This is a genomic window from Cesiribacter andamanensis AMV16, assembly GCF_000348925.1.
Taxonomy (GTDB): Bacteria; Bacteroidota; Bacteroidia; order Cytophagales; family Cyclobacteriaceae; genus Cesiribacter; species Cesiribacter andamanensis.
The window spans coordinates 18,552-44,141 of sequence record NZ_AODQ01000025.1 but is presented as its reverse complement, the minus strand read 5'-3'; the positions used below and the strand labels follow the sequence as shown (position 1 = coordinate 44,141).

The following is a 25,590-nucleotide window of genomic DNA, read 5'->3' as shown; positions in this document are numbered from 1 at the left end:
AATATAACTAATCACTATAGTCAAAGTAGTACTAATAGAGTTCGATGTATCGAATATTCAGGGTCTTTACTGGTTACACTTTACTTTTCGCCAAGGTACGATGTCCCCCTTTGGAGGGCGCAGGGGGAGGTTCATTTAGTTATATGCAGATTGAAAGCGTTTTTCAGCCCCCATCCTCAGCTAGAGCCTGCCTGGCCTGCTACTCTTTCCAGTTTCTAACCCCCTCATTTCCCAACCAGTACCCCTTCCTGCTCTGCCTGATGCTGCCAGAGCTCCCGAAAGGCGTGGCCGTTGAGGCGCAGCTGCTCAAAACTCCCTTCCTCTACTACCTGGCCCTGCTGCAGTACATAAATGTAATCGAAGAGGGGCAGCAGGTGCATGCGGTGCAGGGAGGAGATGACCGCTTTGTCCGTAAAGGCCCCAAACAGTTTCTGGTACAGCTGTAGCTCGGTGCGGGGGTCTACACTGCTGGTGGGCTCATCCATCAGCACAATCTGGCTGCTGCGGGCGGCCAGGATGCCCCGGGCCAGGGCCAGTCGCTGCTTTTGCCCGCCCGAGAGGTTCACCCCTTTCTCCACAATCCTGGTGTCTAGCCCCTGCGGCAGGCGCTGCAGGACATCGGTTAACTGGGCCGTTTCGCATACCTGCTGTAGCTCTTCTTCGCTAAAGGGCAGGCCCAGCGTTATGTTGTAGCGGATGGTGTTTTCAAAGATCTCCGGCTCCTGGGGAAATAGCGTGATGGTGTTGGCAATCTGGCTGAAGTCGAATTCCAGCAGGCCATCGGCTTTGGCCACTACGCCGGGCTCCGGGCTGTAGAGCCCCCTGAGCAGGGCCAGCAGGGTACTTTTGCCGCTGCCGCTTTCACCGATCAGGGCTATGCGTTCCCCCCGGCGAATGCGCAGCTGCAGCTCGTGCAGGCCAGTGCGCTTTTCAGCCGCCCCGGTGTGCGAGTAGTTGATGTGGCGCAGCTCCAGACTCCGCCAGCCTGTCGGAAGGCCATGGGCGTTTTGGGTCTGGTGCAGCTGCTCAAAGGTATTGGCCAGGGCGTTGGCCGCCTGCACATCGGTATTGTAGTGCACAATGCGGGTGTACTGGTAGGCCACATCGTAAAACACACTGGTAAACTGGGTGACATAGGCCAGCAGGGTCACCAGTCCCCCAATCAGAAAGGCCTCTCCCGGCTGCCAGTGCTGGTACACATAGCCCACCACCACAACCACGTAAATAAGGGCCACCAGCATGTGTGCTGTAAACCATTTGAGCTCGTTAAGGGTGATCTGCCGCTTAAAGGCCGGAAACACAAGCGCTATTTTTTGCAGCAGGCTGCTGTGCATCTGTTTTTCCAACCGCAGGGTAATGACGGTAACAATATTGGAGAGGCTGTCAAATAGGGTAGAGGAGACCACATGCTCCCGCTCATTCTGCTCGTGCAGGGCCCGGGTAAAGGGTTTGTCAAACTGAAAGATCACCCAGACGGTAAAACAGCCGATAAGCACCCCAATCCCGCCAAAGAGGGGGGAGAAGTAAAGAATGGCCACCACGGAAAATAAAAGCTTGCCCAGCACCTGCAGGTAGACAAAGCCATGCTGAAAGAATTCCTTCAGCGCTTCGTAGGCTTTGCGCAGGCGGTTGATGGTAGAGCCGCTATGGTGATCCTGGTGCCATTTTACCGGCAGATGCAGCACTTTCAGGTAGAGCTCGTCCAGAAAATTGCGGCTGAGCCGAAACGCCAGGCTGCGCTCCATGATGCGGGCCGGTCCATGAAAGGCCCACTCCAGCAATTTAAAGCCCAGGTAGGCCAGGCCGTACATCCAGGCGTGCGATAAGGCAGCAGTGCCCTCCTGCTGTAAGGTGTTGATGAACCAGCCATACAGAAGGGGTTGCAGGGCAATCACCAGGCTGGCCCCGAGAAACAGGGTATAGATCAGTACAAAACGTTTCCGCTCCAGGCGGGCATGGTGCCAGGCCGTCCGGAGCAGCGAAATGTAGGGGTTGGGCATAGGGGAAGATGCGCAGAAAAATGCCTACGAATATAACAGCCTGGCAGGAGTTGATCAGAGTGAAAAGTGGGCAAATAGTACATCCTGCTTGCAGGAGGTTGATTGGGTAATAGGCTGGTTGTCAGTCTATACAGGCAGGAATTGGTCTGGGTGTGTCTGGGATAAAGCCAATTCTTGAGCGTTTCTATTGGCCATTGCGCTTATATTGCCTTCTTATTGCCCATTTTTCCTACTTTTGGGCGTGTGGCCAGGGGTAAAAAGATTGCAGAATGTTCCCGGCTGCCTGGGACTGTCACATCCCTTTCTGCGCCAGCTTCGTACCAGATAGAAAAGGGACTTTTTGGCCCACAATGGTGTTAATAGAAGGCAACTGCGGCAGCTGCAGTGCTGTTCCACCCTAACATTCATCAAAAAGAAAGGACAACATGATCAAGAATAGCGAAACCGGATTTAACCCCCTGAGCCGGGAAGAAGAATGGGTTATTTTGCATAAAGGAACTGAACGGCCCTTTACGGGTGAATATAACAACCATAAAGAAAAGGGCCTCTACCTCTGTAAGCGCTGCGATGCGCCCCTGTACCGCTCCAAAGACAAATTTGAGTCGCATTGCGGCTGGCCCAGTTTCGATGATGAGATCGCCGGAGCCGTAAAGCGCGTGCCGGATGCCGACGGGCGACGCATTGAGATTGTGTGCGCCAACTGTGGCGGGCACCTGGGCCATGTGTTTGAGGGGGAGTACCTCACCGACAAAAATGTGCGGCACTGTGTAAACTCCCTGTCGTTGACCTTTAAACCCGGCGAAGAAGGTGCCGACGAGCAGGTCTGAGCATGAGCTGTTTTCTGCACCGTATGGAGCGCAAGCAGCAGCGGCGGGAAGCAAGGATTCGTCTTCAGGTGCAACCGTCCTTTTCTGCAGAACCAATCTATGGCTGCAGCCGCTGTGGACATGCGCTCTTTGAGGAAAGCACCAAATTTGAATCCGGCACGGGCTTTCCCAGCTTTTGGGCGCACAAGGGAGAGGGAGTCGTGCAACGGCAACTCTCTACCTACGGTCGGGAGCGTATACAGCTGCTCTGCGGAGGCTGCGGCCAGCACCTGGGGCACCTGTTTCCTAACAAGCATACGCCCAGCAGGCTTCGCTATTGCATCAATGCAGCGGCCATAGTCATGCTTTAGCACCAATAAGGGCTCTTAGGCCCTTACTGTTGCTGTAGCAGCAGCGGAATAAGCATAAAGGTGATAAAGTCTACCAGAAAATGGCCGATCATGTTGATCCACAGATTCCGCTTCCACATATACATAGCCGTTAAGAGGGCACCGGCTATGGTAACGAACACTAAATGTCCCAGCCCCCACCCCATATGGGCCAGAATAAATACGGTTAGCGGTAGCAGCGCGGCAATCCACCGGGAGCCTGTAAGCGTTAGCAGGCGCTCAATTGGATAGGCCCGGTAAAGAATCTCTTCCGTTACACCGGCTCGCAGCGCCAGGAAAAAAAGCATATAAACAGGCATTTCAGCCAGCACAGCGGCCTTATCAGAAGATACTTCCAGCCCCAGTTTTACAACCCCCAGATTAAGAATGGGAAACAAGATCAGCAGCACTGTTCCCAGGCCTACTCCCCAAACAAGGTAGGTGTATTTAAAAGGGGGCAGCCCAATAGAAGAAAACCCAAGCTGTTCTCCCTTTTTCACAAATAGCAGCACAACCAGGGCGGTACCCCAAAAGTAAAGCTCTACCGTAAGCATACCGGGTGACAGCTGTTTGGCAAAGAACAGAAAGATAGCCGGTAGCATAAGGCAGAAAAGCAGTCCGGCGATACTGGCTGGCAATGTCTTGCCGCCTGATACGAGTTGATGATTTTTTACAGTGCTCATGACAATTATTTTTTGGTGATGAGCACAAATGTGGGCTTGCAACAGGGCCTATTCAAGCGTACGGGCGTTTCAGAGGCCGAATGGTAGGCAATTTCAGGCTGAATGGTGAATGGCCGGTTGTGCGGGAGTCTCGCTGCTTAACCATTCTTTGAATTCGGCGGCCTTGTAGCGGCTGATACTTTGCTCAGGGAATGCACTTTCTGAGGAATGTACTGCTGTGCGCAGCTGTACCAGCAGCTTGTAATTTTGATCTTTCTTTACAGAATACACGGCCTTGCGGTGGGCTATCAGCTGGCGGTTGATCTTAAAAAAGGCATCAGGTTTGAGCAGTTCTTCAAGTTCGGCTAACGTATAGGAGGTCAGCACTTTTTTTCCGGTATGCAGCATGGCAAACACCAGCTTGTTTTCTGACTGAAACCAGGCGATCTCATCAGGTGACACCTGCAACAGCTGCCTGCCTGAGTTGATCCGTAAAAGGGAAGGACGGCTTTCTGCTGCCAGCAGAGCTTCTGTTGCTTTTCCGGGCTCCAGTACACCTGCCTTCCAGGAATGGTAAAGCTCAGCGCCCAGGTAGGCAAAGTTGAGCAAAAGTGCAAAAAGCAGGCTGATGAAGAGACCGGACAGAAGGCTAAAAAGAACCAGGGGCTGATGGTAGACAAATCGGGTAACCAAAGGTGCATACAGCAGGTAAAATACCAGCGAAAAAAGCAGGTTTGTGCCAACTACCCTCCAGACCAGCCTGGGAGAAAAGCCCCGCTGGCTTAAAAACCTGTTGTAGATATGCCGAAAATTAAAAAGCTGAATTTCCCAAAGGATGGCAGAGCCAATAAAGCTAACCAGGAAATCAGTTAGGGGAAAGGAATAGTCCGGAGCAGTAGGAAAGTTTGCAGGCTTGATCAGGTGGATGCATAGCAGCACGCCCACCCCCAATGCAGCCAGATACTTTCGTTTAGAAAAGAATTGGTAAAGCGTTTCCACGACCTAGCTGGTTACTCCTGAGACCCCCTGTTTATCTCTAAGATAACTCCTTTGGCTTATTTCTGCTAAGGCCCTGGCCTGTTTACCGAAAATAAAGAGGCACCCCCGCGGAATCACCACTCGTTTGCCTTACGCCCCTCAGGGGCCTAACGCATTTTGCTGCGTTTCACCAGGTAGGTCATCAGCACCTTTTCCAGATCGTTGCGGATGTCGGCCTCTACAAAGTCAATTTTTAGCTGCAGGCAGCGCAGTTTTAGCTGACTGTAATACTCCTGCATGCGTTTGTAATACTCCTCCCGGATCTGAGCCGGATTCAGCTTCAGGCGGGCGCCGGTCTCCAGGTCAATAAATTCATGGGGACGGTCTTCAAAATCCAGCTCCAGTTCGGTAGCCTCATCTGTTACGTGGAACACAATGGCCTCATGCCCGTTGTGGCGCAGGTGTTGCAGGGCGGCAAAAAGTTCCTCGGCGGCATCGGCCTCGGCAAACATATCGGAGAAAAGGATCACCAGCGAGCGTTTATGAATGCTTTCGGCAATCAGGTGCAGCACGCCCGGCAGGCGGGTGGTGCGGTTTTCGGCCCGCTGCTCCAGCAGGGCCTGCATGTGGACCAGCATTTTCTGCAGGTGGGTGGGGGTGCTTTTTACCTCGCCCTGGTATTCAATGCTATCTGAAAAAACAGTTAGGCCTACGGCATCGCGCTGGCGCTGCAGCAGATAGGCCAGTGAGGCGGCCGCCAGCAGCGAGAAAGTGATCTTGCCCCGGCTTTCGGTGGGGTAGTGCATGGAGGATGAATTGTCGATCACCAGCCGGCAGCGCAGGTTGGTTTCCTCCTCGTAGCGCTTGGTATAGAGCCGGTCGGTGCGGGCGTACACCTTCCAGTCGATGTGGCGGGTGCTTTCGCCGGCATTGTAGAGGCGGTGCTCGGCAAACTCTACCGAAAAGCCATGGTAAGGTGATTTGTGCAGGCCGGTAATAAAGCCCTCTACCAGCTGGCGGGCCAGCAGATCGAGGTTGCCGGTCTGGCGAATGTTTTGCAGGTCCAGTTTCATGCGGCCTAGGTAATGGGGTTAGCGAATGTCTTTCGGGTCAAGCTGGGCTTCGATCTTCACCTGGGCCACACCCTTATCCAGCATACCTAACGCTTTAGCGGCGGCTTTTGATAGATCAATGCGGCGGCTCTTATTGAAAGGGCCCCGGTCATTAACACGTACTATGACCGTTACTCCTGTTTTCACATTTGTCACTGCTACTTCCGTATCGAAGGGCATCCAGCGGTGGGCGGCTGTAAATGCGGCTGTATCGTAGGGTTCGCCACTGGCTGTTGGCTTACCATGCAGGCCATCGGCATAGTAGGAGGCCAGGCCAGTTCTGGTATAATAATCAGAATTTACATAACTTGTATCCCGGATAGCGGCCAAAGCAGCCTGCCTGGCCAGGGTGGCGGAATCTACTTCCTGCGCCGGAATTTGATCGGAAGGGGGTGATTGCTGTCCGCAGGCTGCAAAAGCAAAAGAAGCACAAATAAGATATAACAGAAATTTATCCATTTTGTTTTATAAATTTTTTAGTTTTGTTTTGTGCTGTAGAGATTCTCTCTATATTTAAGCGATCGGTTAGGCTACATTGTTTTGCGAACATAAATCAAAAGTACCGTGGAAGAGCAAAAGGAATCAGAAAAAGCTGAAATTTACAGCCAGCGTGTGCGTGCAGGTAAGCGTACTTACTTTTTCGACGTGAAGGCCACCCGTTCAAACGATTACTACTTAACGATCACCGAGAGTAAGCGTAGGTTCAAGGACGACGGCTTTACGTACGAAAAGCACAAGATCTTTCTTTACAAAGAAGATTTCGAGAAGTTTGTAGAGGCCCTCAAAGAATCAGTTGATTATGTGAAGACTGAACTGATGCCCGAATACGATTTCTCACAGTTCTCAAAAGATGCTGCTTCTTCCGGTGAGGAAGATGAACTGGATACAGACCTTAAGTGGGAATAACCACTACCAACCAAAACACTATGAATAAGCTCTTGCCTTGCCGTAAGAGCTTTTTTCTTGCCCGTATGCCAGTCATCAATAGGTACAGCACTGCCAATGCTGTATCTTCGGCATAAGAATAATGATCTTCCCCTTGCGTTTATTGTCCCGGCTTGTTTATTTCCCGTATGCGATATTTTAACCCCAAGCTGGAGCTGATCAAAAGCTCGGTGGTGGTGCTGCTGATTGTCATTGCCCTGTTGGGGCTGGCCATCTGGCTTTTTTCTAACATTCTGGTCTATTTGCTGATATCACTGATATTGGCTACCCTGCTACGTCCCCTGGTGACCAGTATTAGCCGGGCCCAGGTCTGGGGCTTTCATATTCCGCGGGGGCTGGCCATTTTTATCTCCTACCTGTTGGTGCTGCTGGTGCTAACCCTCTTTGTGGGCCAGTTTGTGCCGTTGGTCTCCAACCAGATAGAGGTGCTCAGCGATATGGACTTTGATAAGCTGTATACCCAGGCCACCGAGCCCCTGCTGCGCTTTGAGGAGTTCTTGCGCCGCAATGAACTTACCCAGCGGGAGCCTGGCTTTATGGTCAACTCCATGCGGGTATACATCAATAAATTCTTCACCCAGGTAGATTTTCAGGAGATCCTCAATAACGTAATCGGCTTTACGGGCAGCCTGCTCATTGGGGTAATGGCTGTGCTATTTATTACCTATTTTCTGCTGCAGGAAAAGGGGATTTTGCGGCGCAACCTCATTTCCCTTATTCCTAACCAGTTCTTTGAGGTATCTATTGCAGCTGTCTACAAGATTGAAAAGCTGCTATCCAATTACCTGCTGGCGCTTTTTTTTCAGATGTTTGCCGTGTTTAGCATTGCCTCGCTGGGCCTGAGCCTGTTTGGGATCCGCTATGCGCTAACCATAGGGGTGTTTGCGGCTGTGGCCAACCTCATCCCTTATGCCGGGCCTATCCTGGGGGCTATGTTTGGCATTGTGGTAGCCATCAGCACTACCCAGATCCTGCCCGGTATCAATGAGTATGTGTTTCTGGTGGCCAAGATCCTGGCGGTTTTTGGCACTGTGCAGCTCATCGACAATGTGATCATTCAGCCCTTAATCTTCTCTAAAAGCGTAAAGGCGCATCCCTTAGAAATTTTTCTTGTTATATTTGCGGGCGCATCGGTGGGCAACCAGGTAGGGAGCAGCATCATTGGGATGATTCTGGCCGTGCCTGTGTATACCATTATCCGGGTTTCGTTCCTGGAATTCTATATGGGCTACAGCCAGTACCAGGTGTTCCGGAAGCCGCACGAGCAAAAGGAAGTGCTCCGCTAGGGGTCCGGCTCAGCCGGCAGCAGGAAGTACAGCTGCGGCTCAAGCGCCGGCTGATGCGCAAAGAAGTTATATTTAAGTAGAAAACAGTAGAGCCATGGGGCTGCAGGTAGGTATTGTAGGTTTACCAAACGTAGGGAAATCAACCCTTTTTAATGCACTGTCAAATGCCAAGGCAGAGGCGGCAAACTTTCCATTTTGTACCATCGATCCCAACGTAGGGGTGATCACCGTGCCCGATGAGCGGCTCCAGATCCTGGAAGAATTGGTGCATCCCGAGCGGGTGCTGCCTACCGTTATTGAGTTTGTGGACATAGCCGGCCTGGTAAAAGGCGCCAGTAAGGGTGAGGGGCTTGGTAATAAATTCCTGGCCAACATCCGTGAGGTAGATGCCATTGTGCACGTGGTGCGCTGTTTTGAAAATGAGAACGTGGTACACGTAGAGGGCCGCGTTAACCCCATCAGCGACAAAGAAGTGATTGACACCGAGCTACAATTGAAAGATCTGGACTCGGTAGAAAAAAAGATACAGCGTGTGCAGAAGATTGCCAAGGTAGGCGATGCTGCCGCCAAAAAAGAGCTGGCTGCCCTGGAAGGCTTCAAGAAAGCGCTGGAAAGTGGCATGAACGCCCGTTCCTATGAGGCCTCTGACGATGAGCTGGCTGCTGTGTCCGACCTAAGCCTGCTCACCATCAAACCGGTGATCTATGTGGCCAATGTAGATGAAGACCACCTGCACCAGGACAACCAGTATGTGAAGGTCCTGCGCGAAAATGTGGCCAAAGAAGGCGCCCAGGTAGTGCGCGTATGTGCTGCGCTGGAGTCGCAAATTGCCGAGATGGACCCCGAAGACCGGGGCATGTTCCTGGAGGAGTATGGCATGAAAGAGCCTGGCTTACATACGCTTATCCGCACCTCCTACGATCTGCTGAACCTAATTACCTACTTTACTGCCGGCAAAAAAGAAGTGCGGGCCTGGACCATCCGCAAGGGCTGGAAAGCACCGCAGGCCGCCGGGGTGATCCATACCGATTTTGAGCGGGGCTTTATCCGCGCCGAGGTGATCAAACTGCCCGACTACCAAAAGTACAGAACCGAGGCGGCCATAAAAGAAGCCGGTAAAATAGGGGTAGAAGGTAAAGAATATGTGGTGCAGGATGGAGATATCATGCATTTTCGATTCAATGTGTAGGTATTTTCATTTTTAGCGTTTAGTTTTAAGCCATATACAATTGCACGAAACATTGTGCAGGGCACTAGGTTATGTAACGTAATAGTGCATTATTTTTTTGCCATTAATAAGAAACTAGGAACAACGAGGTCTAAATTTTTACAACCTTGAGGGTACGCATAATTTTTCTGTTAAAGAACAAGGGCGGTTACGTGCCGTTTCACCATCAGTACCTGCTGGCGCAGCTCATCAAAGGGCTCATCCTGCAGGGGGGTGATCGCAAATACCGCGATTTTGTTAATTATAATTTCTCTGGTTTAAAGGGGCAGACCAAGATCAGCCGCAATGGTCTCCACTATTATTCGAGCCGGATCACCCTGGTATTGTCCAGCAGCGATAAGGATTTTATCGATTACCTGCTGAAGGTGCTCTTTACCTATGATCAGGTAGAAGTGGGCAACCTGGTGATGGTGCCCGAGTTTGTGGAAGAGGAGAAAATGCCGGAGATCACAGAAGCAACCAAGTTTATCTGCATTTCTCCCCTGGTACTGCTGAAGCCGGAATTTAACGATTCCACGGCCAAATCCTTTATTAGCCCTACCAGCGACCAGTTTTCTGACATGCTCTATGAGTCTACCATCTACCGCATGGAGCAGGAGGGAAGCTTTACACAAGAGCAGCTATCGAGCTTCTATAAATTTCAGGTGGTGCCCGACCGGGGCTATCTGAACAAGATCCGCGAGGGTCAGAAAAAATTTGCCCGCATCTACCCCCTGTTCGATCAGGATGTGAAGTATGAGGTGCGCGGCTATACCTTCCCCTTTACGCTCTACGCCGCCCGGGAAGTGCAGGAGTTTATCTTCTCCAATGGCCTGGGGTCCTGTACCCACAAGGGTTTTGGCATGCTGGATATCGCCAACAGTGATCCTACCCAGCGCGCCGCCCGCTATGAGCTGGAAGGGGTGCCTACCCGCACACCGCAGCAGCATCAGCGGCAGAGCCAGAGCCAGGACCAGGACTAGCGCCCCCCGGTGCGCAGCTGGCTGTAGCCTACCAGCAGATCAGTAGGCCGCGTATTGGGCCGGTAATAGACAAAGATCTCGTAAAAATTCTCCGTTTCGGAAAAACTGCCCTCCAGCGTGAGGGCATTTTCTTTGTTATCCACCAGATAGAGGTAGTTGTACCAGCCCTGCTTTAGCAGCACATCGGCCCGGTAGCCACCCAGGCCCGCATCGTACTGCATCTGGTAGGGGGCGCCCTTCTGGTAGTTACTGAATTCGCCCGCTACATAGACCGGCCAGGAAAGGGGACCATCGGTTTTTAGAAAGAAGTGCACATCGGCATACTCGGCGCTGATGGTCGGATCTTGCGGAAAATCAAGGTTAGAGACCACATACTGGCCGTTGAGGTCCTGCCGCTGGGCATAGGCCAGCCTGCCCCGTGATTTATCGGGCTGCAGAAAGGCATCCAGGCTTTTGCGCACCGTATCCAGCTGTATGCGGCCTACATTCTGGCCCAGGGCCCGTACCGTCCGCAGATCGAACCAGCGGTATTCATTGCCTCCCGGAAAGGCATTGCTCAGATCAAACAGCTGGTACTCCAAACTCTGGCTGGCGGTACGGTCGCCGGTGGGGCGCAGGTTCAGCACGGCATTGTCCCAGCGCTGGTTCTGGCGGATCACTACCTTAATTTGAGTAGTGGGGTCTACAATACCGGGCAGGTTGCGGTACAGTACGTTCAGGTCAATCTGCTGGCGCCGCAGGCGCTCGCCGCCCGGTGCGGCCACCAGATGGGTCTGGATGGGTACCTGGTTTTCAAAGACCTGAAAGCGGCGGCTCAGCACCACATCATTGGGGTTGCGGTTGCGGTACACCACCAGCAGGTAGTTGCCGCTGAGCTTTACCCGCGGCACTTCAAACTGGTAGTGGACGTACTGCAGCTGCGTATTGTAGGAAAAGGAGAAATCGGTAATGGGGTATTCATTGTACTCGTAGAGGTACTCCAGCGTACTGAGGCGGGAAACCTCCCAGTTATACTCGCAGTGCACAAGGCGAACGGAATAGTCCTGCCGGTTGGGTCGCAGATCATCGAATTGCAGCAGCAGGGGGTTTTGCCCATTCAGGGGTACCACAGCCGGCAGCATCTGACTGGTCGGAGTGCCATCGTCCGGATAGAGCTGTACCGACTGGATGCTGCGGTCGTACTGCATGTTTACCGGCTGCAGGCGGACCATAGGCCCGCTGCTACTCCCCCCTGAGCTGCTGCCTGTAGGTACCGGGCCGCAGGCGTTTAAGCAAAAAATAAGGCTAAGCAGCAGCAGGGGAGTGACACTTTTAAAAAACATGCGTTTAGAAGGGGGTTGAACAAGCAAAACGGAATATACGATATCTGTACATTCATAAGGCCCCTTGGTAGGAAAATTACCCGATGGGCTAAAAAAAAGCCCCGAACATGCCAGTTCGGGGCCGGGTTTATTCCAGTTCTTCCAGCCGCAGCATTAGGTCCTCCCACTGCTGCTGGGCAGCTTCCAGCTTTTCTTTTGTGCTGGTATACTGGCTGTTTACCTCCAGCAGACGTTCGGGATTACCAAATACCTCCGGTTTGGCCAGCTCTGCCTCAAGCTTCGCTTCCTGCTGCTCCAGGGCGGTTACCTGCTTTTCGCTTTCTTCCAGCTGGCGCTGCAGCTGTTTGCGCTCCTTTTCCTGTTCGGGGGAGGCGGCTTTCTTAGGAGCAGGGGCGGGCTTTTCCTGTTTGGGAGCTGCTTGTTTGCTTTGTGGCTCAGCGGCTGCCTTCTTCTCCTCCTGCTGCGCCTGCCACCACACAAATTCCTTATAGGTGCCGGGATACTCCCGAATCTCTCCATCCTCGATCCACCAGATCTTGTTGGCAATGTGGTTGATGAAGTGGCGGTTGTGCGATACCACAATGTAGCTGCCCTCGTACTGCTCCAGGGCCTGGATCAGGATGTTGACCGACTGCAGGTCCAGGTGGTTGGTGGGTTCGTCCAGCAGCAGAAAGTTGGCTTCGCTCAGCAAGGTTTTGGCCAGGGCTACCCGGCTTTTTTCACCGCCGGAAAGTACTTTTATCTTCTTGAATACCTCTTCATCGGTAAAGAGAAAACAGCCCAGCAGGTTGCGCAGCTCGGTTTCGGTCTTTTTGCTGCCGGCCCCTTTCAGTTCTTCCAGGATCTCATTATCCACGCCCAGGCTCTCCAGCTGATGCTGGGCATAAAAGGCCATGTTTACGTTGTGGCCTTCGGTGCGCTGGCCTTCCTGTACCTGCTCGCCGGCAATAATGCGCAGCACGGTAGACTTTCCTTTTCCGTTGGCCCCGATCAGGGCAATTTTATCCCCTCTTCTGATCTCGGCAGTGGCCCCATTCAGAATCTGCAAGTCGCCATAGGCTTTGCTGATCCCTTCCAGCAGGATCACCGATTTGCCCGATGGCCGGCTCATGGTAAATTTAAAATTCACCCGGCGGTTTTCTTCGGCTACGGCCTCAATCTTGTCCATACGGTCCAGGGCCTTTACCCGGCTTTGTACCTGGCGCGCTTTAGTTGCTTTAGACCGGAAGCGTTCGATGAAGCGCTCGGTTTGCTTGATCTGCTGCTGCTGGTTCTCATAGGCATTGCGCTGCAGCTCGCTGCGCTCCTCCTTCTCAATCAGGTAGTGGTCGTAATTGCCCACATAGGTGATGAGCTGCTGCTGGCTTACCTCTACTACCATGTCAACCGTATTGTTGAGAAAATCCTGGTCGTGCGATACGATGATGAAGGCGCCCTGGTAGGTCTTCAGGTAATTTTCCAGCCACTGGATAGAGGGCAGGTCCAGGTGGTTGGTGGGCTCATCCAGCATCAGCAGGCTGGGGCGCTGCAGCAGCAGCTTGGTGAGCATAACGCGCATGCGCCAGCCGCCACTGAACTCCTTCAGGGGGCGGTGCAGGTCTTCGGTGCGGAAGCCAATGCCTTCCAAGACGGCTTCGGCCTGCGATTGCATGCTGTAGCCGCCCAGGCGCTCGAACTCTTCCTGCTGGCGGGTAAGCTTTTCCACCAGCTTGTCGCTGTACTCCACTTCCAGCTGATGAATGGTTTTTTCGATCTGCCGCTGCAACTCCACCGCATTGCCAAAGGCTTCCATGGCCACCGTCAGGATGCTGTCGTTGGTCTGGTAGGAGAGCAGGTCCTGGTTCAGAAAGCCAATGGTGGTATCGTTGCTTTTGGAGATGATCCCCTCATCTGGGGTATACTCGCCATCGATGAGGCGCAGCAGGGTAGACTTGCCGGTGCCGTTGAGGCCTACCAGTCCTATTTTTGCTTTGGGGGTGATGTGCAGGTTGGCGTCCTCGTAGAGGGGGCGATCGCCGATATAGTACGAAAGATTGGAGATCGAAATCATGGGCGCAAAGGTACGAAAATTCTGGATGCGAACGGATTGTCCGCTTTCTGAACCCTTGCGGGAAAGAGGCGGTTGCGTAACCAAAGGGGAAAAATCATAGTTGTACCACAGAATTTACGTATGTTTAGTCCGGTCATACTTCTATCTCATGAAAAAATACCTTTTTTATCCCCTGCTACTGCTGGCAGCAGCCTGCCAGTCAGATTCTGCACCCGATGATCAGCAGGCTGCCGCCGATAGTGTGGGCCTTTCGCCCGATGCGGTTACCCCTGCTCCTAAAAATCCGGATATCAAACTGGATCAGCTGCAGCTGCCGGCCGGCTTTCAGATCTCTCTTTTTGTCGAAGAGATCGAGAATGCCCGCTCCCTGGCCCGGGGGGATAAGGGAACTATTTTTGTAGGCAACCGGCAGAAAGACAAGGTATGGGCTGTGCGGGATGAGAATGGCGATGGCCGGGCGGATAAAAGCTGGGTAATTGCCGAGGGCCTGAACATGCCCAATGGGGTGGCCTTTCGGGAGGGTGATCTGTATGTGGCGGAGGTAAGCCGCATCCTTCGCTACCGCAACATTGAGGCCAGCCTGGACAATCCGCCCCAGCCTGAAGTGGTCTATGACCAGTTCCCCACCGACCAGCACCATGGCTGGAAGTACATTGCCTTTGGGCCTGATGGCATGCTTTATGTGCCCGTAGGCGCCCCCTGCAACATTTGCAAATCCGATAAGGCCGTTTATGCCAGCATCACCCGCATCAATCCCAGGGGAGGTGCCCCTGAACTCTTCGCAGAGGGGGTACGCAATACGGTGGGCTTCGACTGGCATCCGCAAAGCCGGGAGCTCTGGTTTACCGACAATGGCGGCGATAACCTGGGCACCCTCATGGCCAATGCCGGTAAACTGCCCGAAGAGCAGGCCCTGGAGTATACCGACAACAACCCTCCCTGTGAGCTCAACCGGGCACCAAAGCAGGGCATGCATTTTGGCTACCCCTACTGCCATGCCGGCGATATCATAGATCCCCAATTTGGCAAGGATGGCGATTGTGGTACCTATACCCCTCCCGTGCAAAAGCTGGGCACCCATGTAGCGCCCCTGGGCATGAAGTTCTATACCGGCAGTCAGTTTCCGCAAGCTTACCGCAACCAGATCATCATTGCCGAGCATGGCAGCTGGAACCGCACGGCCAAAAGCGGCTACCGCCTGATGCTGGTACGGCTGAACGAAGGGGGAGAAGCCACCAGCTACGAACCCTTTATCAGCGGCTGGCTGGATGAGGAAAGCCAGGAGGCCTGGGGCCGCCCGGTAGATGTGCTGGTGCAGCCCGATGGCTCCCTGCTGGTGTCAGATGATCAGGCCGGGGTGATCTACCGGGTAACGTATGGGGGGTAAACTGCCGGTGCGGGCACCGGGATGGGAGTACATTGATTGATCTGTTACACGTTCAGGGCGTTTAGCAATGCTACTTTTCGGCTGCGCGATACGTTCACAGAGGCATTGTCACTCATGACAACCCATCCGCCTTCCCCCCGCATGTAGTGCGTGATTTCGTTCAGGTTGATAAGATGTGAATGGTGAACGCGCAAAAAAGAGTGGCCCTCCAGCAGTTCCTCTATTTCTTTGAGCTGGCGCGATACCAGCAGGCGCTCCCCTTTTTTCAGGAATACGTGCGTATAGTTTCCTTCCGATTCACAGCGGATGATGGTGTCAAGGGAGATCATCTTGTAGCCCTTGAGTGTTGGCAGTGCAACTTTTTGCAGGGCATGAGGGCGATGGTACAGGTGCTGCAGCAGATTATCAAGGTGCTGGTGCAGGGGGGATGCCTTGGGCTGAATCTTGGCTACGGCCCGTTTGAGCTCCTCTGTATCGATGGGTTTGAGCAGGTAGTCCAGCGCACTGAATTTGATGGCCCTGATGGCATAGGTATCAAAGCTGGTGGTGAAGATGATGTGAAACGTAATCCTGTCCAGCTGCTGAAGCATGTCAAAACCACTCATCAGGGGCATTTCAACATCCAGAAAAACCAGATCGGGCTGATAGCGCTCAACGGCCGTAAGGCCTTCCTGCGCTGAGGAACATTCGGTCAGTACGTTTACGTCCGGACAGTGCCTATGCAGCTGAATGGAGAGGGCTTTCCGACAAAGCATATCATCGTCCACCAGAATGGCTTTGATCATATCCTTTCAAGAGAAAAAAATGTCCCTATGTTCCTTACTTGACAGAAGGGCCTCGCTTACTGCCGGCCTTTCTTTTTACTTGAACAGGTAGCGATGCTACGCTTGCTGCGGCTGCTCGATTCACAGGAGTCCTTAGCTAAAAATCCTGTCCTGATACCGTTTTCGCTGGGGAACCATAACCCCCTTTCAGACTATACGAAAGTGTATCAGTAAGGTACAAATTTTTCCTTACTTTCTACCAATAAAAAAACTATTTTGCCCGGATTCTCTTTCTCCAGTTATAGCTCTGCCTGCCAGGGGAACTAATGAGGTAGCAGGGCAAGAGTTGCAGATGCTGAGCCTGCAAAAATGCCACAGGTGCATGGAAGAACCAAAACGGTTAGTTCCTGTTCTTCCATGCACCTGTGGTAATAGCCTACTGGCCAGACAGCGGAATGCCTGCAGGAAATACCCTTATTTGGGTCTCCTATGGTGGTATGCGCTTAAAAGGGAGCACCTATAGCCAGTACTGTACTATTTTTTAAAGCTAACCTTTGCATCAATATTCATGGCGGTCTTCATGCCTTGTTTCATTCCTTCTTCGCAGGCATAGCGGGTATGAATACCGCCAAACAGGCGGGAGTAGGCAATATCCTGTACCATATCGTAGAAAGAACTGTAGTGCCTGCTACCTAAATCGCGGATACCAAAACCGCCACCCAGGTCTACCTCTTTTCCAGCATAGGTGCTGTTGCTGAAGCTAACATTGTCGCCAAAAACTGTGGTCAGTGCATGGGCAAAGCTTGAACTGAACACTGCATGATTGGACGGGAAATCTCCATAAGGTGGGTTTGGGATATAGGAGGTCCAGTGCTGGGCCACCGGATCAGTCGCTCCAAATACCCGGTTGATATACTGTATGGGACGCTCTGTATTATAGGTGAATTTAGCCCTGAAGGAGCCAATGGTTCCATCAAACAGGCTCATCCCCGCTTTGGCAAAGCCAATGGCCGCAAGGTCAAGGGGAGGGTTCAGCTGTTCCATCACCTGGGTAAGTACGGAATAATAATGTGCACCACCGGGATATCCCTTTGAAGCAGGATCATCATAGTATTTTGCCTGAATACGTTCTTCCAAGGTCAAGTGCATCGACACTTCGTATACTTCCAGCATATCCTGGTAATAGGCAGATGCAGGATCTTCGCTGTATGGCATGATGGGCGAAACAGTATTGTTGATACTGCCCGGCACCATGGTGCGGGTATACCCCCAGTAGGCAAGGCCATTAGGTACTGTGGTGGCTCCGTTCATGGGATTCCAAACGCCAGGCTCCCAGGCAGGTATGGTATATACCGGCCAGCTGGTCCAGGGACGGTCAGTGGCCGCCCACTCAACTATTTTTGCGCCTACGGCTTTGCCAAATGCTACGGAGCGGGTAAAGATTTCAGGATTGTCAATGGCCAGCATGGCTGCCTGGTTCAGTTCATGCTCCAGCTGTGCTGCAGCTTGGGCATCGTAGAAGACACCAAATAGCTCCCGGCTCACTTCTGCCAGGGCTGCGTTTGCACTGGTGGGCCAATGGTAGGCTTTGCCCGGTTCTGTTTTAGGCATTTGTGGCATTTCACTCAATTGCCCGGATAGGCTCTGATAGGCCGGCATGCCGGGCACAACTGCCTCATAGGCCGCTACGCCACTATAGGCCATGATGCGGTTTGCATTTAACCCAAAAGAAGCATTCTTGGAGGCCGGATCATACAGCATGGCTGTCTGCAGGGCCAGCCAGTGTTGCACTACCTCAGCAGAATAGGTTTTTGTTTGCTTCAGGTGGCCCATTTCTTTTGCCACTCCCTGGGACTCCTCAATCTGGTGCACTGTAGGTACTTCTTCCTCACAGGAAAAAAACATTGCTACTACGGCTATCATCACTAGCGGAGCACAACTCATTCTCTTTTTCATACTACAGGTGATAAGGGTGAATAATAAAAAAATCTAGTAGAGCATCGGTTGTCGATGTAAAGGGGAGGGCCCCTTAAAAAAAATATACTTCCATCAAGATGAAGGCAGCAGGGAGTAAACGGATAAGTTATGTTAAGGTAGCTGTGAAAGCAGCTGTTTTCAATACAGAATGTATAGCTGACGGTACTAGCGTACCGTTAACCGGAATGAGTATGTAATGAAAAAGTGCGCATCGCCCCAAGTTAGCTGCCCTCCCTGCAGCCAACGCTAGCGCCCGGCCAAAATGATCCATACGTACCTAAACTGGCGTACCTATACTTGGCTGTGCTGCCTGCCGCCGCTTGCAGTAAAAAGGTGGAGCTTCCGGCTTAAAATATTGCGCCAGGTAATCCTTTATCCTCATCCGGGAGGCCATACCCTCCCGCTACAGGGTAAAGCTTGTCGGGTAGAATACTGGTTGAGGTAGTTATCGCCACCCCCTGCGTTGCAGCAGGCCTTCGATATGGGCATAGTGGTGGCGGCAATGCCAGGCATACTGGCTTACGGCCACATCCAGGCGAATGGCCACCCCCTTTTCGGGATGGATGAACTGGCGACTGAACTGCTCCTGACTAAGACCCTCCAGCAGGTAGGTCCACTTGGCATGCAGGGCGTGCAGGTAGGTGAGCGATAAGCCTATGGGGGCGCGGCGGCTATCGAAAAGTTCGGCCCAGCGGTCTTCGTAATACGCTTTGATCAGGGGTTGGGGCTCGGTAAGCGCCCATTTGTAGCGCACATAGCAATTGGTGTGGCTGTCGGCCAGGTGGTGGATCAGCTGGCGGACGCTCCAGCCCCCAGGGCGGTAGAGGCTGTCGAGCTGGTCTTTACTCAGGTCTTTTACCAGGGCTTCCAGGCGGGCGGGGAATACTTTCAATTCTTCAATCCAGCCAGAAAGCTGCTGGCGGCTGATGGATGCGGGAGCCTGGTAGGGGCCTATGGGGTAACGGAGCTGCTGCAATTCCTGCTCGGTCATAAAAAAATGGGCACTTGGGTTCGGGTTGAAATTTAGCTAAAAATCAGCGTACTGTAGAATGAGAGCCCTAATATAGTTTGGAGCCCGTAGCTGCAGGGCTGACTAGATAGTGATCATAGAATACTATATGTCTTTTGGTAATATCATTTCATAAAAAAATAGCAAGCAGCTGTGTTTAGATTGGCGACTTTTACGTATGTTCGATGGTTAACCATCTTTACGGCTGAATTACATGATTACCATTGCTGATACACCGCAGTACCATCTGGCGGTTTCTCCTGCAAAGAACAGGGCTTATTTACGCATCATTGGCTTTTGGCGCAGCCCTGAGCAGGTAGAGAACTATATCACCGACTGGCAAAAGGCAGTAGCTGCCCTAAAACCGGGCTTTACCCTGCTTACCGATGCCCGGGAAATGAAGATCCATCCGGCTTCCGTACGGGCTCTGCATGAGCAGGCGCAGGCGCTCATTGTTTCAAAAGGGGTGTTAAAGGTAGCGGAGCTCCAGCAAGATGCCATTGCCGAAATGCAGCTCAATGCCGTTGCCGGCGAAACCCAAATGCCCAAGCAGAACTTTCAGGATCCGGTAGCTGCCGAGCGTTGGTTGGATAGTATTTTCCCGAACTAATCCCTATCGGCTTCAGGCAAGGCTTAACAATATAAGCCAGCTGAAAAAGCTGGCTTATATTGTTACAGGCCGCAGGGTCGCTCAATACTGTTTGGCTACCCAGGCCTGCAGCTTTCCTTTTTGATGCTGCTTTACCAGCTTATCCAGCTTCGGATCTTTTTTTACATCATTGCCGGCCATGTAGTAAGCTATAACTGCTTTTACGGCCTGGTGGTTGGCTTCCGCCTCGCTGTATGTTTCTTTATTCTGCAGCGCATATTCTATCCAGCCCCCTATCCAGAGCATCAGAAAATCAGGATTTTGTTCGGCCAGGCCCATCACATAGCTGTTTACGACCACTGAGACCGTGGGGCTTCCTTCTGCCCACTTCAGCACATAGGCATTGGCTTGCGGACGGCTGGCATGGCTAAGCGGAGCCGTCCTGAGCCACTCAATGGCCTGCAGCACCTGTGCCTCATGGATGGCGTAATCCTCTTTTGTCTTGTAGGCTGGGATGTTGAAATTCTGTGCCTGAAGCAGGAAGGATATGAAGAGCAGGGGGAGGAGTAAAAGCTTTTTCATGTAGTTTGATTGAATTGATGGATGATGTTGGTAAGCGTAAATATCAGAATATGAAAACTGCCTGTTAGTAGTTCTGATACCTATACAAAGTGTTAAGATAAGTATAAAAATAAAACCGGCAAGCCCTTTCGCCTGCCGGTTCCTGAAATGGAAAGAACAATTGCACTTAGTTCATGAAGGTTACGGGAATTTCCACCCCGGTGCGGTCCCACATGAGCTTCAGCAGTACATCGGTGGCCGTTTGCTCAAACTCGATGGTGAAGGCCTCATACACCGTGCCCAGCTGCTTGGCCGGCACTTTAAAGCGAACCACATCCTTGCTTTCATCATAGCGGTAAGCACCCCACTGGCCCAGGTCCCGGTTGAGGATGATGGTCCAGCTGTCTTTCTCGGGAATGGTAAAGAGGGTATAGGTGCCGGCGGGAATACGGTTTCCGGCCAGGCTAATGTCGCCCGTTGTCGTGATCTCGGTGGCCTCGTTGGCGCCAGTACGCCATACTTTGCCATAAGGCACCAGCTCCCCAAAGATGGTGCGTCCCCGTTTCTGGGGCCGGCCGTAGGTGATCTTTACATAGGTGCTTTCGGGAGATTTAAAGGTAACCATTTCCAGCGGGCTGGGGCGGGGCTTGAGCGCTTCCTGCGCCAGGGCGCTTTCGCTAAAACCAAGGAGCAGCAGGCAGAGGAGGGGGTAAAAAAACAGGTTCTTTATCATCGGTCTACAGAGTTTTGTGTTACTTTACAACGTCTGAGCAAAGTAATCAAAAATTTCTATCCGGAAAAACCTCTATGAGCCGCCCCGCCTTTGATGATATTTTTATGGAACTGGCCGTAAACCTGGCAAAGCGCTCCCACTGTGTTAAGCGTCATGTAGGTGCGGTACTGGCAAAAGATACCCGTATCATCTCCATTGGCTATAATGGCCCCCCGGCCGGCACCCACAACTGTGATGAGGAATGGCCCGAAACCGGCTGTGCCCGGGACCGTAAAGGCAGCTGCTCGCTGGCCCTGCATGCCGAACAAAATGCTATTATCTATGCGGTAAAAAATAATGCCAACGTAGAAGGGGCCACCCTTTATGTAACCCTGGCACCCTGCCTGGCCTGCGCCCGCATAATTTATGCCACCGGCATCAGCAAGGTGGTGTATCTGAATTCCTATGCCGAGTACAAGGGCATAGAACTGGAAGAAGGGGTGGAGTTTTTGCTACGCTTCGGCGTGGCGGCCGAGCGCTTTCAGGGCAACCTGAGCAACGTCACCCACATGATGTAAGCCCTCTCTATTTTCGCTCTGTTACCAGCACACCCGCTACCGGATTACGGGGCCCGGTAGGGGTCATGAGGGCCAGCTGCAGGCCCATGCTCAGCTCCCGGTTGGCAGGGGTATAGGCAGCCTGCTGGGGCATCCCGGCCAGCTCTACCAACTCTTTACCCTCCAGCACCATGGGCAGGCCCGACACCACCACCAGCTGGGGCGGGATACGAAAATGGATGCCCTGCTGGCTACGGATAATTTCCTCGGCATAAAAACTGAGATCACCCGGACTCAGCAGCAGGCTGATGCGGTCAGGATGTACACTATGCTTGCTGATCTCCAGCGTAAGCGCACTTGACAGGCCACTGATACCACCGCTTTTGTAGCTATAGGTGCCGGAGAGCTCGTCCCGCACATCCAGGGGACCCTCATCCCTGGAGCATGAGGTGCCAAACAGCAGCAGTAGGGGAAGAATCAGGCAGGAGAGGCATCGGAAAGTCATGGTAAAAAAATAGGATGGAGTAGACAGAACGTTCACTCCTTACTAACCGGTATCTGGCCTCGCTGTTTGCCTGCAGCTGCATATTTTTGTACAAAAAAAGGGGGGAGCTGCCTTAGCCGCTACCCCCTGTTCACAGGCTTGCTGTTTTTTGCTAGCGGTCCAGCACCAGCAGTACCTGATCGTTGGTGTTGTTCAAAGTGATCTGCAGGCTGATGCGCAGCTCGCCCGAGCTGCCAAAATACACCCCCTGGTACTGCTGTCCCTGGCGGCTAATGGTGCGCTGGCCGCTGAAGCGGGCCTCCATGCCGTAATAGTCCACCTGCTGGCTGGGCACCTCCATGATCAGGTCATCATCTACCCGCTGCAGCTTGTTGGCGGTAAAGCTAACGCCATCCTGCAGGGCAATGCGGATGGTATTATTGCCGTCGCGCGCCACAATGGCCGTACCGTTGCCGGTTTCTGTGCCGGCTTTAAGGGTGGTGTACTGGTACGTACCGGTGATAAGATTGCCATAATCTTCCGGCATGGGATCTTCTTCTCCATTGGGGGTACAGCTGATGGCAACTATCAGCAGCAGGATAAAGAGAGAAAGTATGTTTACTGGGCGCATGGGCTAATAAGGGTTAAAAATCCAACATCTCTTACGCAGCAGGGGCTGCTCAGGATGTGGACTACGCAAGCTTCGTGCCAGCAACGTAAGCATGCTCCGGTATAAGGGGATATTCTGCCTGGGATCTTAAAAGAAAAAGAGCGGCAGCGCTGGAGTCTGCCGCTGCTGGTGAAAAAGGTTTTCTAGCTTGTTTGGCTATACAAAATTCACCTCAGTCTCCAGTGCAATGCCAAATTTTTCAGCAACCGACGCCTGAATGTCTTCCGACAGTTGCCTGATCTCCGACCCCCCGGCCCCTCCATGGTTTACCAGCACCAGGGCCTGGCGGTCATGCACGCCCACAGCGCCGCGGCGGTGGCCCTTCCAGCCGCACTGCTCAATGAGCCAGCCGGCGGGAACTTTCACCTGACCCCCTTCCTGCGGATAATGGGGCATTGCGGGGTAGTGCTGGTGCAGCTCCTCAAACTGCTGCTGGCTGATGACCGGGTTTTTAAAGAAGGAGCCTGCATTGCCAATCTGCCGGGGGTCGGGCAGTTTGCTCTGGCGAATGCGGATCACGGCATCGCTAACGGCCTTTAGGCTAAGCTCCTGTATGCCCAGCTCGGCCAGGGTTTTCTGAATATCGCCATAGCTGGTATTGAAGTTGGGCTTTTTGTGCAGGCTAAAGGTTACCGAGGCAATGATGTAGCGATCCTTTGCCCAGGTTTTAAAGATGCTGCTGCGGTAGCCAAACTCGCACTCCTGCCCCTCAAAGATCCGGAGCTGGCCCGTACTGCAGTCTACAGCCTCCAGCTGGCGGAACGTATCCTTGATCTCCACCCCATAGGCCCCGATGTTCTGCATGGGGGCGGCGCCTACGGTGCCGGGTATGAGCGAGAGATTTTCCAGACCGGCCAGGCCCTGGGCAATGGTGTAGAGCACAAAGTCGTGCCAGTTTTCACCAGCCCCTACCCGCAGCCATACAGATTCTTCATCTTCCTTTACTACCTCTATGCCCCGTATGCGGTTGAGCAGCACCAGCCCCTGGGGGTCGCGCGTAAAGAGTAGGTTGCTGCCACCCCCCAGGATCAGCAGCGGCATGTTGTGAAAGCGTTCCTGCTGCAAGACCTCCTGCAGGTCTGCTACGCTGGTTACCTCACAGAAATAGGGGGCTGTGGCCTCTATGCCAAAGGTGTTAAAGGCCTTCAGCGATTTATTTTTTTCGATCTGAACTGACATGAATGGGGGCGTTTCTACTAGTACACTGCTTTTTTCTCCTGCCCGGCAGGGGTCTGGGGCACATCGGCAAAGATATGCACTTTGTCGGAGCTCCAGGCCAGCAGCCCAAAGGAAATAAGGGCGGTGGCGCCTGCCAGGCCGGCCGACACCCAGTTGGCAAAGATCACATAACCAATAAAGAACAGAATGGCATAGGCCATGACTACCGCACTCAGCCAGGCCAGTACCAGCAGGCCTATGTGGGGCTGGCGCTCCCCCCTGTGGCGAAAGGGCTTCCAGTTGCCCAGCGGGCGCACCTTATCATAAAAAACCTGTAGTTTAGCCGTGCCGGAGGGGCGGGTAAGGTAGGTCACCAGCAGCCAGCTGATGGTAGTAAAGGCCAGAATGAACAGAAAGCTGCGCGGGTCCTGAAGTACTGGTTTAGCCCAGGGCGAGTCCGGATTGCCAGCCGCAAACACCCATTTGGTGAGCCCGTAGGCCACCAGGGGGGCTACGGTAGCCGCAATTTCGCTCCAGGCATTGATGCGCCACCACCACCAGCGCAGAATCAGCACCAGGCCAATGCCGGCCCCGGCCTCGATCAGGAACTGCCACACCGCGGCAATGGAATTGATCTGCGTGGTCACAAAGAGGGCTACGGCCATCAGCAGCAGGGTACCCAGGCGGCTGGCCAGTACCAGTTGCTTGTTGCCTGCATCGGGCTGTATAAAGCGTTTGTATACATCATTGATCAGGTAGGAGGTACCCCAGTTCAGCTGGGTGGAGATGGTGCTCATGTAAGCTGCAAAGAAGGCCACCAGCAGCAGGCCCCGCAGGCCATCGGGCAGAAAATCCTTCATGGCCATCACATAGCCCAGCTTTTTGTCGGCAGCGGGCAGGTCGGGGTAGAGCACCAGGGCGGCCAGGCCTACCAGAATCCAGGGCCAGGGGCGTAGCGCGTAGTGGGCGATCTGGAAGAAGAGGGTGGCATATACGGCATGTTTCTCATCGCGGGTGGACATCATCCGCTGGGCAATGTAGCCGCCGCCGCCAGGCTCGTTGCCGGGATACCAGCTGGCCCACCACTGCAGGCCAATAATGGCCAGAAAGGAGCTTACGCCCAGCGCCAGCGTGGTGCCGGCGCCCGCTGCCCCTTCGCCCACGCTCGGGAAAAAGCTAAGGGTAGAAGGGGGGAGCTTTTCGGCCAGGCCCCTGGCGCCGCCGATGGACTCGGCATCCAGCACCAGCCAGGCCAGGATAATGCAGCCCGTCATGGCAATGATAAACTGCACCACATCGGTAAAGGCTACCCCTAGCAGGCCCGAAAGCGAGGAGTAGAGCACCACAATGAGCATGCTGCCCGTCACATACCAAATCAGCTCTTCCTGCGGAATATTGAAAAATACCTGCAGCAGGCTCATCAGGGCCAGGTTTACCCAGGCAATCACCAGCGCATTCATGAACACCCCCAGGTAGAGGGCTTTAAAGCCCCGCAGAAAAGAAGCTGCCTTGCCACTGTAGCGCATTTCTATAAATTCCACATCGGTCAGGATTTCGGCCCGGCGCCAGTACTTGGCAAAGAAAAAGGTGGTGAGCATGCCCCCGATGAGCATGTTCCACCACACCCAGTTGCCGGCAATGCCGTTGGTGGCCACCAGTTCGGTTACGGCCAGGGGGGTATCGGCGGCAAAGGTGGTGGCTACCATGGAGGTGCCGGCAATCCACCAGGGCAGGTTGCGTCCGCCCAGAAAGAAGCTGTCAATGTTTTTTCCGGCCTGTTTGCTGAAGTACAAGCCAATAACAAGTGTAATGAGAATAAAGAGTCCAATGACGATCCAGTCGGCCGGGCTAAGTAGCATGCGTATACAATTTGCCGAATCTACAAAATTTGCCCGACATCCCGCAGCTGCCGGGCCTGTATCCGAACAAATGACTGCCGGCCCGGGCGCCGCCCGGCGTAAGGTACAGGGCCGATATGGAGC

Annotated in this window: 25 protein-coding genes; 9 read left to right on the top strand and 16 right to left on the bottom strand. The window is 53.3% G+C overall.

Annotated elements, in window-relative coordinates; all coding sequences use genetic code 11:
* Nucleotides 1-224 precede the first annotated feature (224 nt).
* Complete coding sequence (locus tag ADICEAN_RS06735; RefSeq protein ID WP_009194815.1) at nucleotides 225-2,000, bottom strand: ABC transporter ATP-binding protein; 1,776 nt, start codon at nucleotides 1,998-2,000, stop codon at nucleotides 225-227.
* A gap of 425 nt (nucleotides 2,001-2,425) precedes the next feature.
* On the opposite strand from ADICEAN_RS06735, the gene ADICEAN_RS06730 reads away from it, so the two are divergent.
* Nucleotides 2,426-2,827, top strand: a complete 402-nt coding sequence (locus ADICEAN_RS06730; RefSeq protein WP_009194814.1) for a methionine-R-sulfoxide reductase — start codon at nucleotides 2,426-2,428, stop codon at nucleotides 2,825-2,827.
* A 2-nt stretch (nucleotides 2,828-2,829) separates the two neighbouring features.
* Entirely contained in the window at nucleotides 2,830-3,177 is a 348-nt protein-coding gene (locus tag ADICEAN_RS06725) for a peptide-methionine (R)-S-oxide reductase (protein ID WP_009194813.1), read from the top strand.
* A gap of 23 nt (nucleotides 3,178-3,200) precedes the next feature.
* Here the strand turns inward: ADICEAN_RS06725 and ADICEAN_RS21000 are convergent, their stop codons facing one another.
* From ADICEAN_RS21000 to ADICEAN_RS06705, 4 genes are all read right to left on the bottom strand, one after another.
* A complete protein-coding gene (locus ADICEAN_RS21000) occupies nucleotides 3,201-3,797 on the bottom strand; it encodes a CPBP family intramembrane glutamic endopeptidase (protein ID WP_051068806.1) in 597 nt (198 codons plus the stop codon).
* 174 nt (nucleotides 3,798-3,971) lie between these two features.
* Nucleotides 3,972-4,856, bottom strand: coding sequence for a LytR/AlgR family response regulator transcription factor (locus ADICEAN_RS20995; RefSeq protein WP_083879688.1), 885 nt, complete (start codon nucleotides 4,854-4,856; stop codon nucleotides 3,972-3,974).
* A gap of 146 nt (nucleotides 4,857-5,002) precedes the next feature.
* A complete protein-coding gene (locus ADICEAN_RS06710) occupies nucleotides 5,003-5,908 on the bottom strand; it encodes a DUF58 domain-containing protein (protein ID WP_009194810.1) in 906 nt (301 codons plus the stop codon).
* Nucleotides 5,909-5,926: 18 nt separating this feature from the next.
* Nucleotides 5,927-6,406 (bottom strand): septal ring lytic transglycosylase RlpA family protein, encoded by a 480-nt coding sequence (locus ADICEAN_RS06705; protein WP_009194809.1) that lies wholly within the window; start codon nucleotides 6,404-6,406, stop codon nucleotides 5,927-5,929.
* 105 nt (nucleotides 6,407-6,511) lie between these two features.
* On the opposite strand from ADICEAN_RS06705, the gene ADICEAN_RS06700 reads away from it, so the two are divergent.
* The 4 genes from ADICEAN_RS06700 (at nucleotide 6,512) to ADICEAN_RS06685 (ending at nucleotide 10,368) form a co-directional block, all read left to right on the top strand.
* Nucleotides 6,512-6,853: a DUF3276 family protein gene (locus ADICEAN_RS06700; protein WP_009194808.1), complete on the top strand. Its 342-nt coding sequence runs from the start codon at nucleotides 6,512-6,514 to the stop codon at nucleotides 6,851-6,853.
* Nucleotides 6,854-7,020: 167 nt separating this feature from the next.
* A complete protein-coding gene (locus ADICEAN_RS06695; protein WP_009194807.1) occupies nucleotides 7,021-8,178 on the top strand; it encodes an AI-2E family transporter in 1,158 nt (385 codons plus the stop codon).
* 94 nt (nucleotides 8,179-8,272) lie between these two features.
* Complete coding sequence (gene ychF / locus ADICEAN_RS06690; RefSeq protein WP_009194806.1) at nucleotides 8,273-9,367, top strand: redox-regulated ATPase YchF; 1,095 nt, start codon at nucleotides 8,273-8,275, stop codon at nucleotides 9,365-9,367.
* Between the two features lie 146 nt (nucleotides 9,368-9,513).
* Nucleotides 9,514-10,368: a CRISPR-associated endoribonuclease Cas6 gene (locus tag ADICEAN_RS06685; RefSeq protein ID WP_009194805.1), complete on the top strand. Its 855-nt coding sequence runs from the start codon at nucleotides 9,514-9,516 to the stop codon at nucleotides 10,366-10,368.
* On the opposite strand, the gene ADICEAN_RS06680 is transcribed toward ADICEAN_RS06685, so the two are convergent.
* Together ADICEAN_RS06680 and ADICEAN_RS06675 are read right to left on the bottom strand one after the other, a co-directional pair.
* On the bottom strand, nucleotides 10,365-11,690 hold the full coding sequence (locus ADICEAN_RS06680; RefSeq protein ID WP_009194804.1) for a type IX secretion system plug protein: 1,326 nt from the start codon (nucleotides 11,688-11,690) through the stop codon (nucleotides 10,365-10,367). The two genes, ADICEAN_RS06685 and ADICEAN_RS06680, sit on opposite strands and share 4 nt — an antisense overlap.
* Before the next feature lie 127 nt (nucleotides 11,691-11,817).
* Nucleotides 11,818-13,740: an ABC-F family ATP-binding cassette domain-containing protein gene (locus ADICEAN_RS06675; protein WP_040396417.1), complete on the bottom strand. Its 1,923-nt coding sequence runs from the start codon at nucleotides 13,738-13,740 to the stop codon at nucleotides 11,818-11,820.
* A gap of 148 nt (nucleotides 13,741-13,888) precedes the next feature.
* On the opposite strand from ADICEAN_RS06675, the gene ADICEAN_RS06670 reads away from it, so the two are divergent.
* A complete protein-coding gene (locus ADICEAN_RS06670; RefSeq protein WP_009194802.1) occupies nucleotides 13,889-15,127 on the top strand; it encodes a PQQ-dependent sugar dehydrogenase in 1,239 nt (412 codons plus the stop codon).
* A 44-nt stretch (nucleotides 15,128-15,171) separates the two neighbouring features.
* On the opposite strand, the gene ADICEAN_RS06665 is transcribed toward ADICEAN_RS06670, so the two are convergent.
* From ADICEAN_RS06665 to ADICEAN_RS06655, 3 genes are all read right to left on the bottom strand, one after another.
* Nucleotides 15,172-15,912: a LytR/AlgR family response regulator transcription factor gene (locus ADICEAN_RS06665; protein WP_009194801.1), complete on the bottom strand. Its 741-nt coding sequence runs from the start codon at nucleotides 15,910-15,912 to the stop codon at nucleotides 15,172-15,174.
* A 513-nt stretch (nucleotides 15,913-16,425) separates the two neighbouring features.
* Nucleotides 16,426-17,847, bottom strand: a complete 1,422-nt coding sequence (locus tag ADICEAN_RS06660; RefSeq protein ID WP_009194799.1) for a phosphatase PAP2 family protein — start codon at nucleotides 17,845-17,847, stop codon at nucleotides 16,426-16,428.
* A gap of 466 nt (nucleotides 17,848-18,313) precedes the next feature.
* On the bottom strand, nucleotides 18,314-18,859 hold the full coding sequence (locus tag ADICEAN_RS06655; RefSeq protein ID WP_009194798.1) for a YfiT family bacillithiol transferase: 546 nt from the start codon (nucleotides 18,857-18,859) through the stop codon (nucleotides 18,314-18,316).
* Nucleotides 18,860-19,091: 232 nt separating this feature from the next.
* Here ADICEAN_RS06655 and ADICEAN_RS06650 point away from each other — a divergent pair, with 232 nt between their 5' ends.
* The gene (locus ADICEAN_RS06650; protein WP_009194797.1) at nucleotides 19,092-19,487 is read left to right on the top strand and encodes a hypothetical protein; all 396 of its coding nucleotides are present in this window, start codon (nucleotides 19,092-19,094) and stop codon (nucleotides 19,485-19,487) included.
* Nucleotides 19,488-19,568: 81 nt separating this feature from the next.
* On the opposite strand, the gene ADICEAN_RS06645 is transcribed toward ADICEAN_RS06650, so the two are convergent.
* Nucleotides 19,569-20,048: an Ntn hydrolase family protein gene (locus ADICEAN_RS06645; RefSeq protein ID WP_009194796.1), complete on the bottom strand. Its 480-nt coding sequence runs from the start codon at nucleotides 20,046-20,048 to the stop codon at nucleotides 19,569-19,571.
* A gap of 166 nt (nucleotides 20,049-20,214) precedes the next feature.
* Nucleotides 20,215-20,760: a DUF2911 domain-containing protein gene (locus ADICEAN_RS06640; protein ID WP_009194795.1), complete on the bottom strand. Its 546-nt coding sequence runs from the start codon at nucleotides 20,758-20,760 to the stop codon at nucleotides 20,215-20,217.
* A gap of 74 nt (nucleotides 20,761-20,834) precedes the next feature.
* On the opposite strand from ADICEAN_RS06640, the gene ADICEAN_RS06635 reads away from it, so the two are divergent.
* Nucleotides 20,835-21,317, top strand: coding sequence for a deoxycytidylate deaminase (locus ADICEAN_RS06635; RefSeq protein ID WP_009194794.1), 483 nt, complete (start codon nucleotides 20,835-20,837; stop codon nucleotides 21,315-21,317).
* A gap of 7 nt (nucleotides 21,318-21,324) precedes the next feature.
* Here ADICEAN_RS06635 and ADICEAN_RS06630 read toward each other — a convergent pair whose 3' ends face one another.
* The 4 genes from ADICEAN_RS06630 to ADICEAN_RS06615 form a co-directional block, all read right to left on the bottom strand.
* Complete coding sequence (locus ADICEAN_RS06630) at nucleotides 21,325-21,801, bottom strand: hypothetical protein (protein ID WP_009194793.1); 477 nt, start codon at nucleotides 21,799-21,801, stop codon at nucleotides 21,325-21,327.
* A gap of 151 nt (nucleotides 21,802-21,952) precedes the next feature.
* Nucleotides 21,953-22,411: a hypothetical protein gene (locus ADICEAN_RS06625; protein ID WP_009194792.1), complete on the bottom strand. Its 459-nt coding sequence runs from the start codon at nucleotides 22,409-22,411 to the stop codon at nucleotides 21,953-21,955.
* 195 nt (nucleotides 22,412-22,606) lie between these two features.
* Complete coding sequence (murB, locus tag ADICEAN_RS06620; protein WP_009194791.1) at nucleotides 22,607-23,629, bottom strand: UDP-N-acetylmuramate dehydrogenase; 1,023 nt, start codon at nucleotides 23,627-23,629, stop codon at nucleotides 22,607-22,609.
* Between the two features lie 17 nt (nucleotides 23,630-23,646).
* Nucleotides 23,647-25,467, bottom strand: a complete 1,821-nt coding sequence (locus ADICEAN_RS06615) for a sodium:solute symporter family protein (RefSeq protein WP_009194790.1) — start codon at nucleotides 25,465-25,467, stop codon at nucleotides 23,647-23,649.
* Nucleotides 25,468-25,590: the final 123 nt, after the last annotated feature.

Bases quoted from the DNA above. Each gene is read 5' to 3' on its own strand.
- ADICEAN_RS06735 (WP_009194815.1), bottom strand. From the start codon at position 2,000: ATGCCCAACCCCTACATTTCGCTGCTCCGGACGGCCTGGCACCATGCC.
- ADICEAN_RS06730 (WP_009194814.1), top strand. From the start codon at position 2,426: ATGATCAAGAATAGCGAAACCGGATTTAACCCCCTGAGCCGGGAAGAA.
- ADICEAN_RS06725 (WP_009194813.1), top strand. From the start codon at position 2,830: ATGAGCTGTTTTCTGCACCGTATGGAGCGCAAGCAGCAGCGGCGGGAA.
- ADICEAN_RS21000 (WP_051068806.1), bottom strand. From the start codon at position 3,797: ATGCTACCGGCTATCTTTCTGTTCTTTGCCAAACAGCTGTCACCCGGT.
- ADICEAN_RS06710 (WP_009194810.1), bottom strand. From the start codon at position 5,908: ATGAAACTGGACCTGCAAAACATTCGCCAGACCGGCAACCTCGATCTG.
- ADICEAN_RS06705 (WP_009194809.1), bottom strand. From the start codon at position 6,406: ATGGATAAATTTCTGTTATATCTTATTTGTGCTTCTTTTGCTTTTGCA.
- ADICEAN_RS06695 (WP_009194807.1), top strand. From the start codon at position 7,021: ATGCGATATTTTAACCCCAAGCTGGAGCTGATCAAAAGCTCGGTGGTG.
- ychF (WP_009194806.1), top strand. From the start codon at position 8,273: ATGGGGCTGCAGGTAGGTATTGTAGGTTTACCAAACGTAGGGAAATCA.
- ADICEAN_RS06680 (WP_009194804.1), bottom strand. From the start codon at position 11,690: ATGTTTTTTAAAAGTGTCACTCCCCTGCTGCTGCTTAGCCTTATTTTT.
- ADICEAN_RS06675 (WP_040396417.1), bottom strand. From the start codon at position 13,740: ATGATTTCGATCTCCAATCTTTCGTACTATATCGGCGATCGCCCCCTC.
- ADICEAN_RS06670 (WP_009194802.1), top strand. From the start codon at position 13,889: ATGAAAAAATACCTTTTTTATCCCCTGCTACTGCTGGCAGCAGCCTGC.
- ADICEAN_RS06665 (WP_009194801.1), bottom strand. From the start codon at position 15,912: ATGATCAAAGCCATTCTGGTGGACGATGATATGCTTTGTCGGAAAGCC.
- ADICEAN_RS06660 (WP_009194799.1), bottom strand. From the start codon at position 17,847: ATGAAAAAGAGAATGAGTTGTGCTCCGCTAGTGATGATAGCCGTAGTA.
- ADICEAN_RS06655 (WP_009194798.1), bottom strand. From the start codon at position 18,859: ATGACCGAGCAGGAATTGCAGCAGCTCCGTTACCCCATAGGCCCCTAC.
- ADICEAN_RS06650 (WP_009194797.1), top strand. From the start codon at position 19,092: ATGATTACCATTGCTGATACACCGCAGTACCATCTGGCGGTTTCTCCT.
- ADICEAN_RS06645 (WP_009194796.1), bottom strand. From the start codon at position 20,048: ATGAAAAAGCTTTTACTCCTCCCCCTGCTCTTCATATCCTTCCTGCTT.
- ADICEAN_RS06640 (WP_009194795.1), bottom strand. From the start codon at position 20,760: ATGATAAAGAACCTGTTTTTTTACCCCCTCCTCTGCCTGCTGCTCCTT.
- ADICEAN_RS06635 (WP_009194794.1), top strand. From the start codon at position 20,835: ATGAGCCGCCCCGCCTTTGATGATATTTTTATGGAACTGGCCGTAAAC.
- ADICEAN_RS06630 (WP_009194793.1), bottom strand. From the start codon at position 21,801: ATGACTTTCCGATGCCTCTCCTGCCTGATTCTTCCCCTACTGCTGCTG.
- ADICEAN_RS06625 (WP_009194792.1), bottom strand. From the start codon at position 22,411: ATGCGCCCAGTAAACATACTTTCTCTCTTTATCCTGCTGCTGATAGTT.
- murB (WP_009194791.1), bottom strand. From the start codon at position 23,629: ATGTCAGTTCAGATCGAAAAAAATAAATCGCTGAAGGCCTTTAACACC.
- ADICEAN_RS06615 (WP_009194790.1), bottom strand. From the start codon at position 25,467: ATGCTACTTAGCCCGGCCGACTGGATCGTCATTGGACTCTTTATTCTC.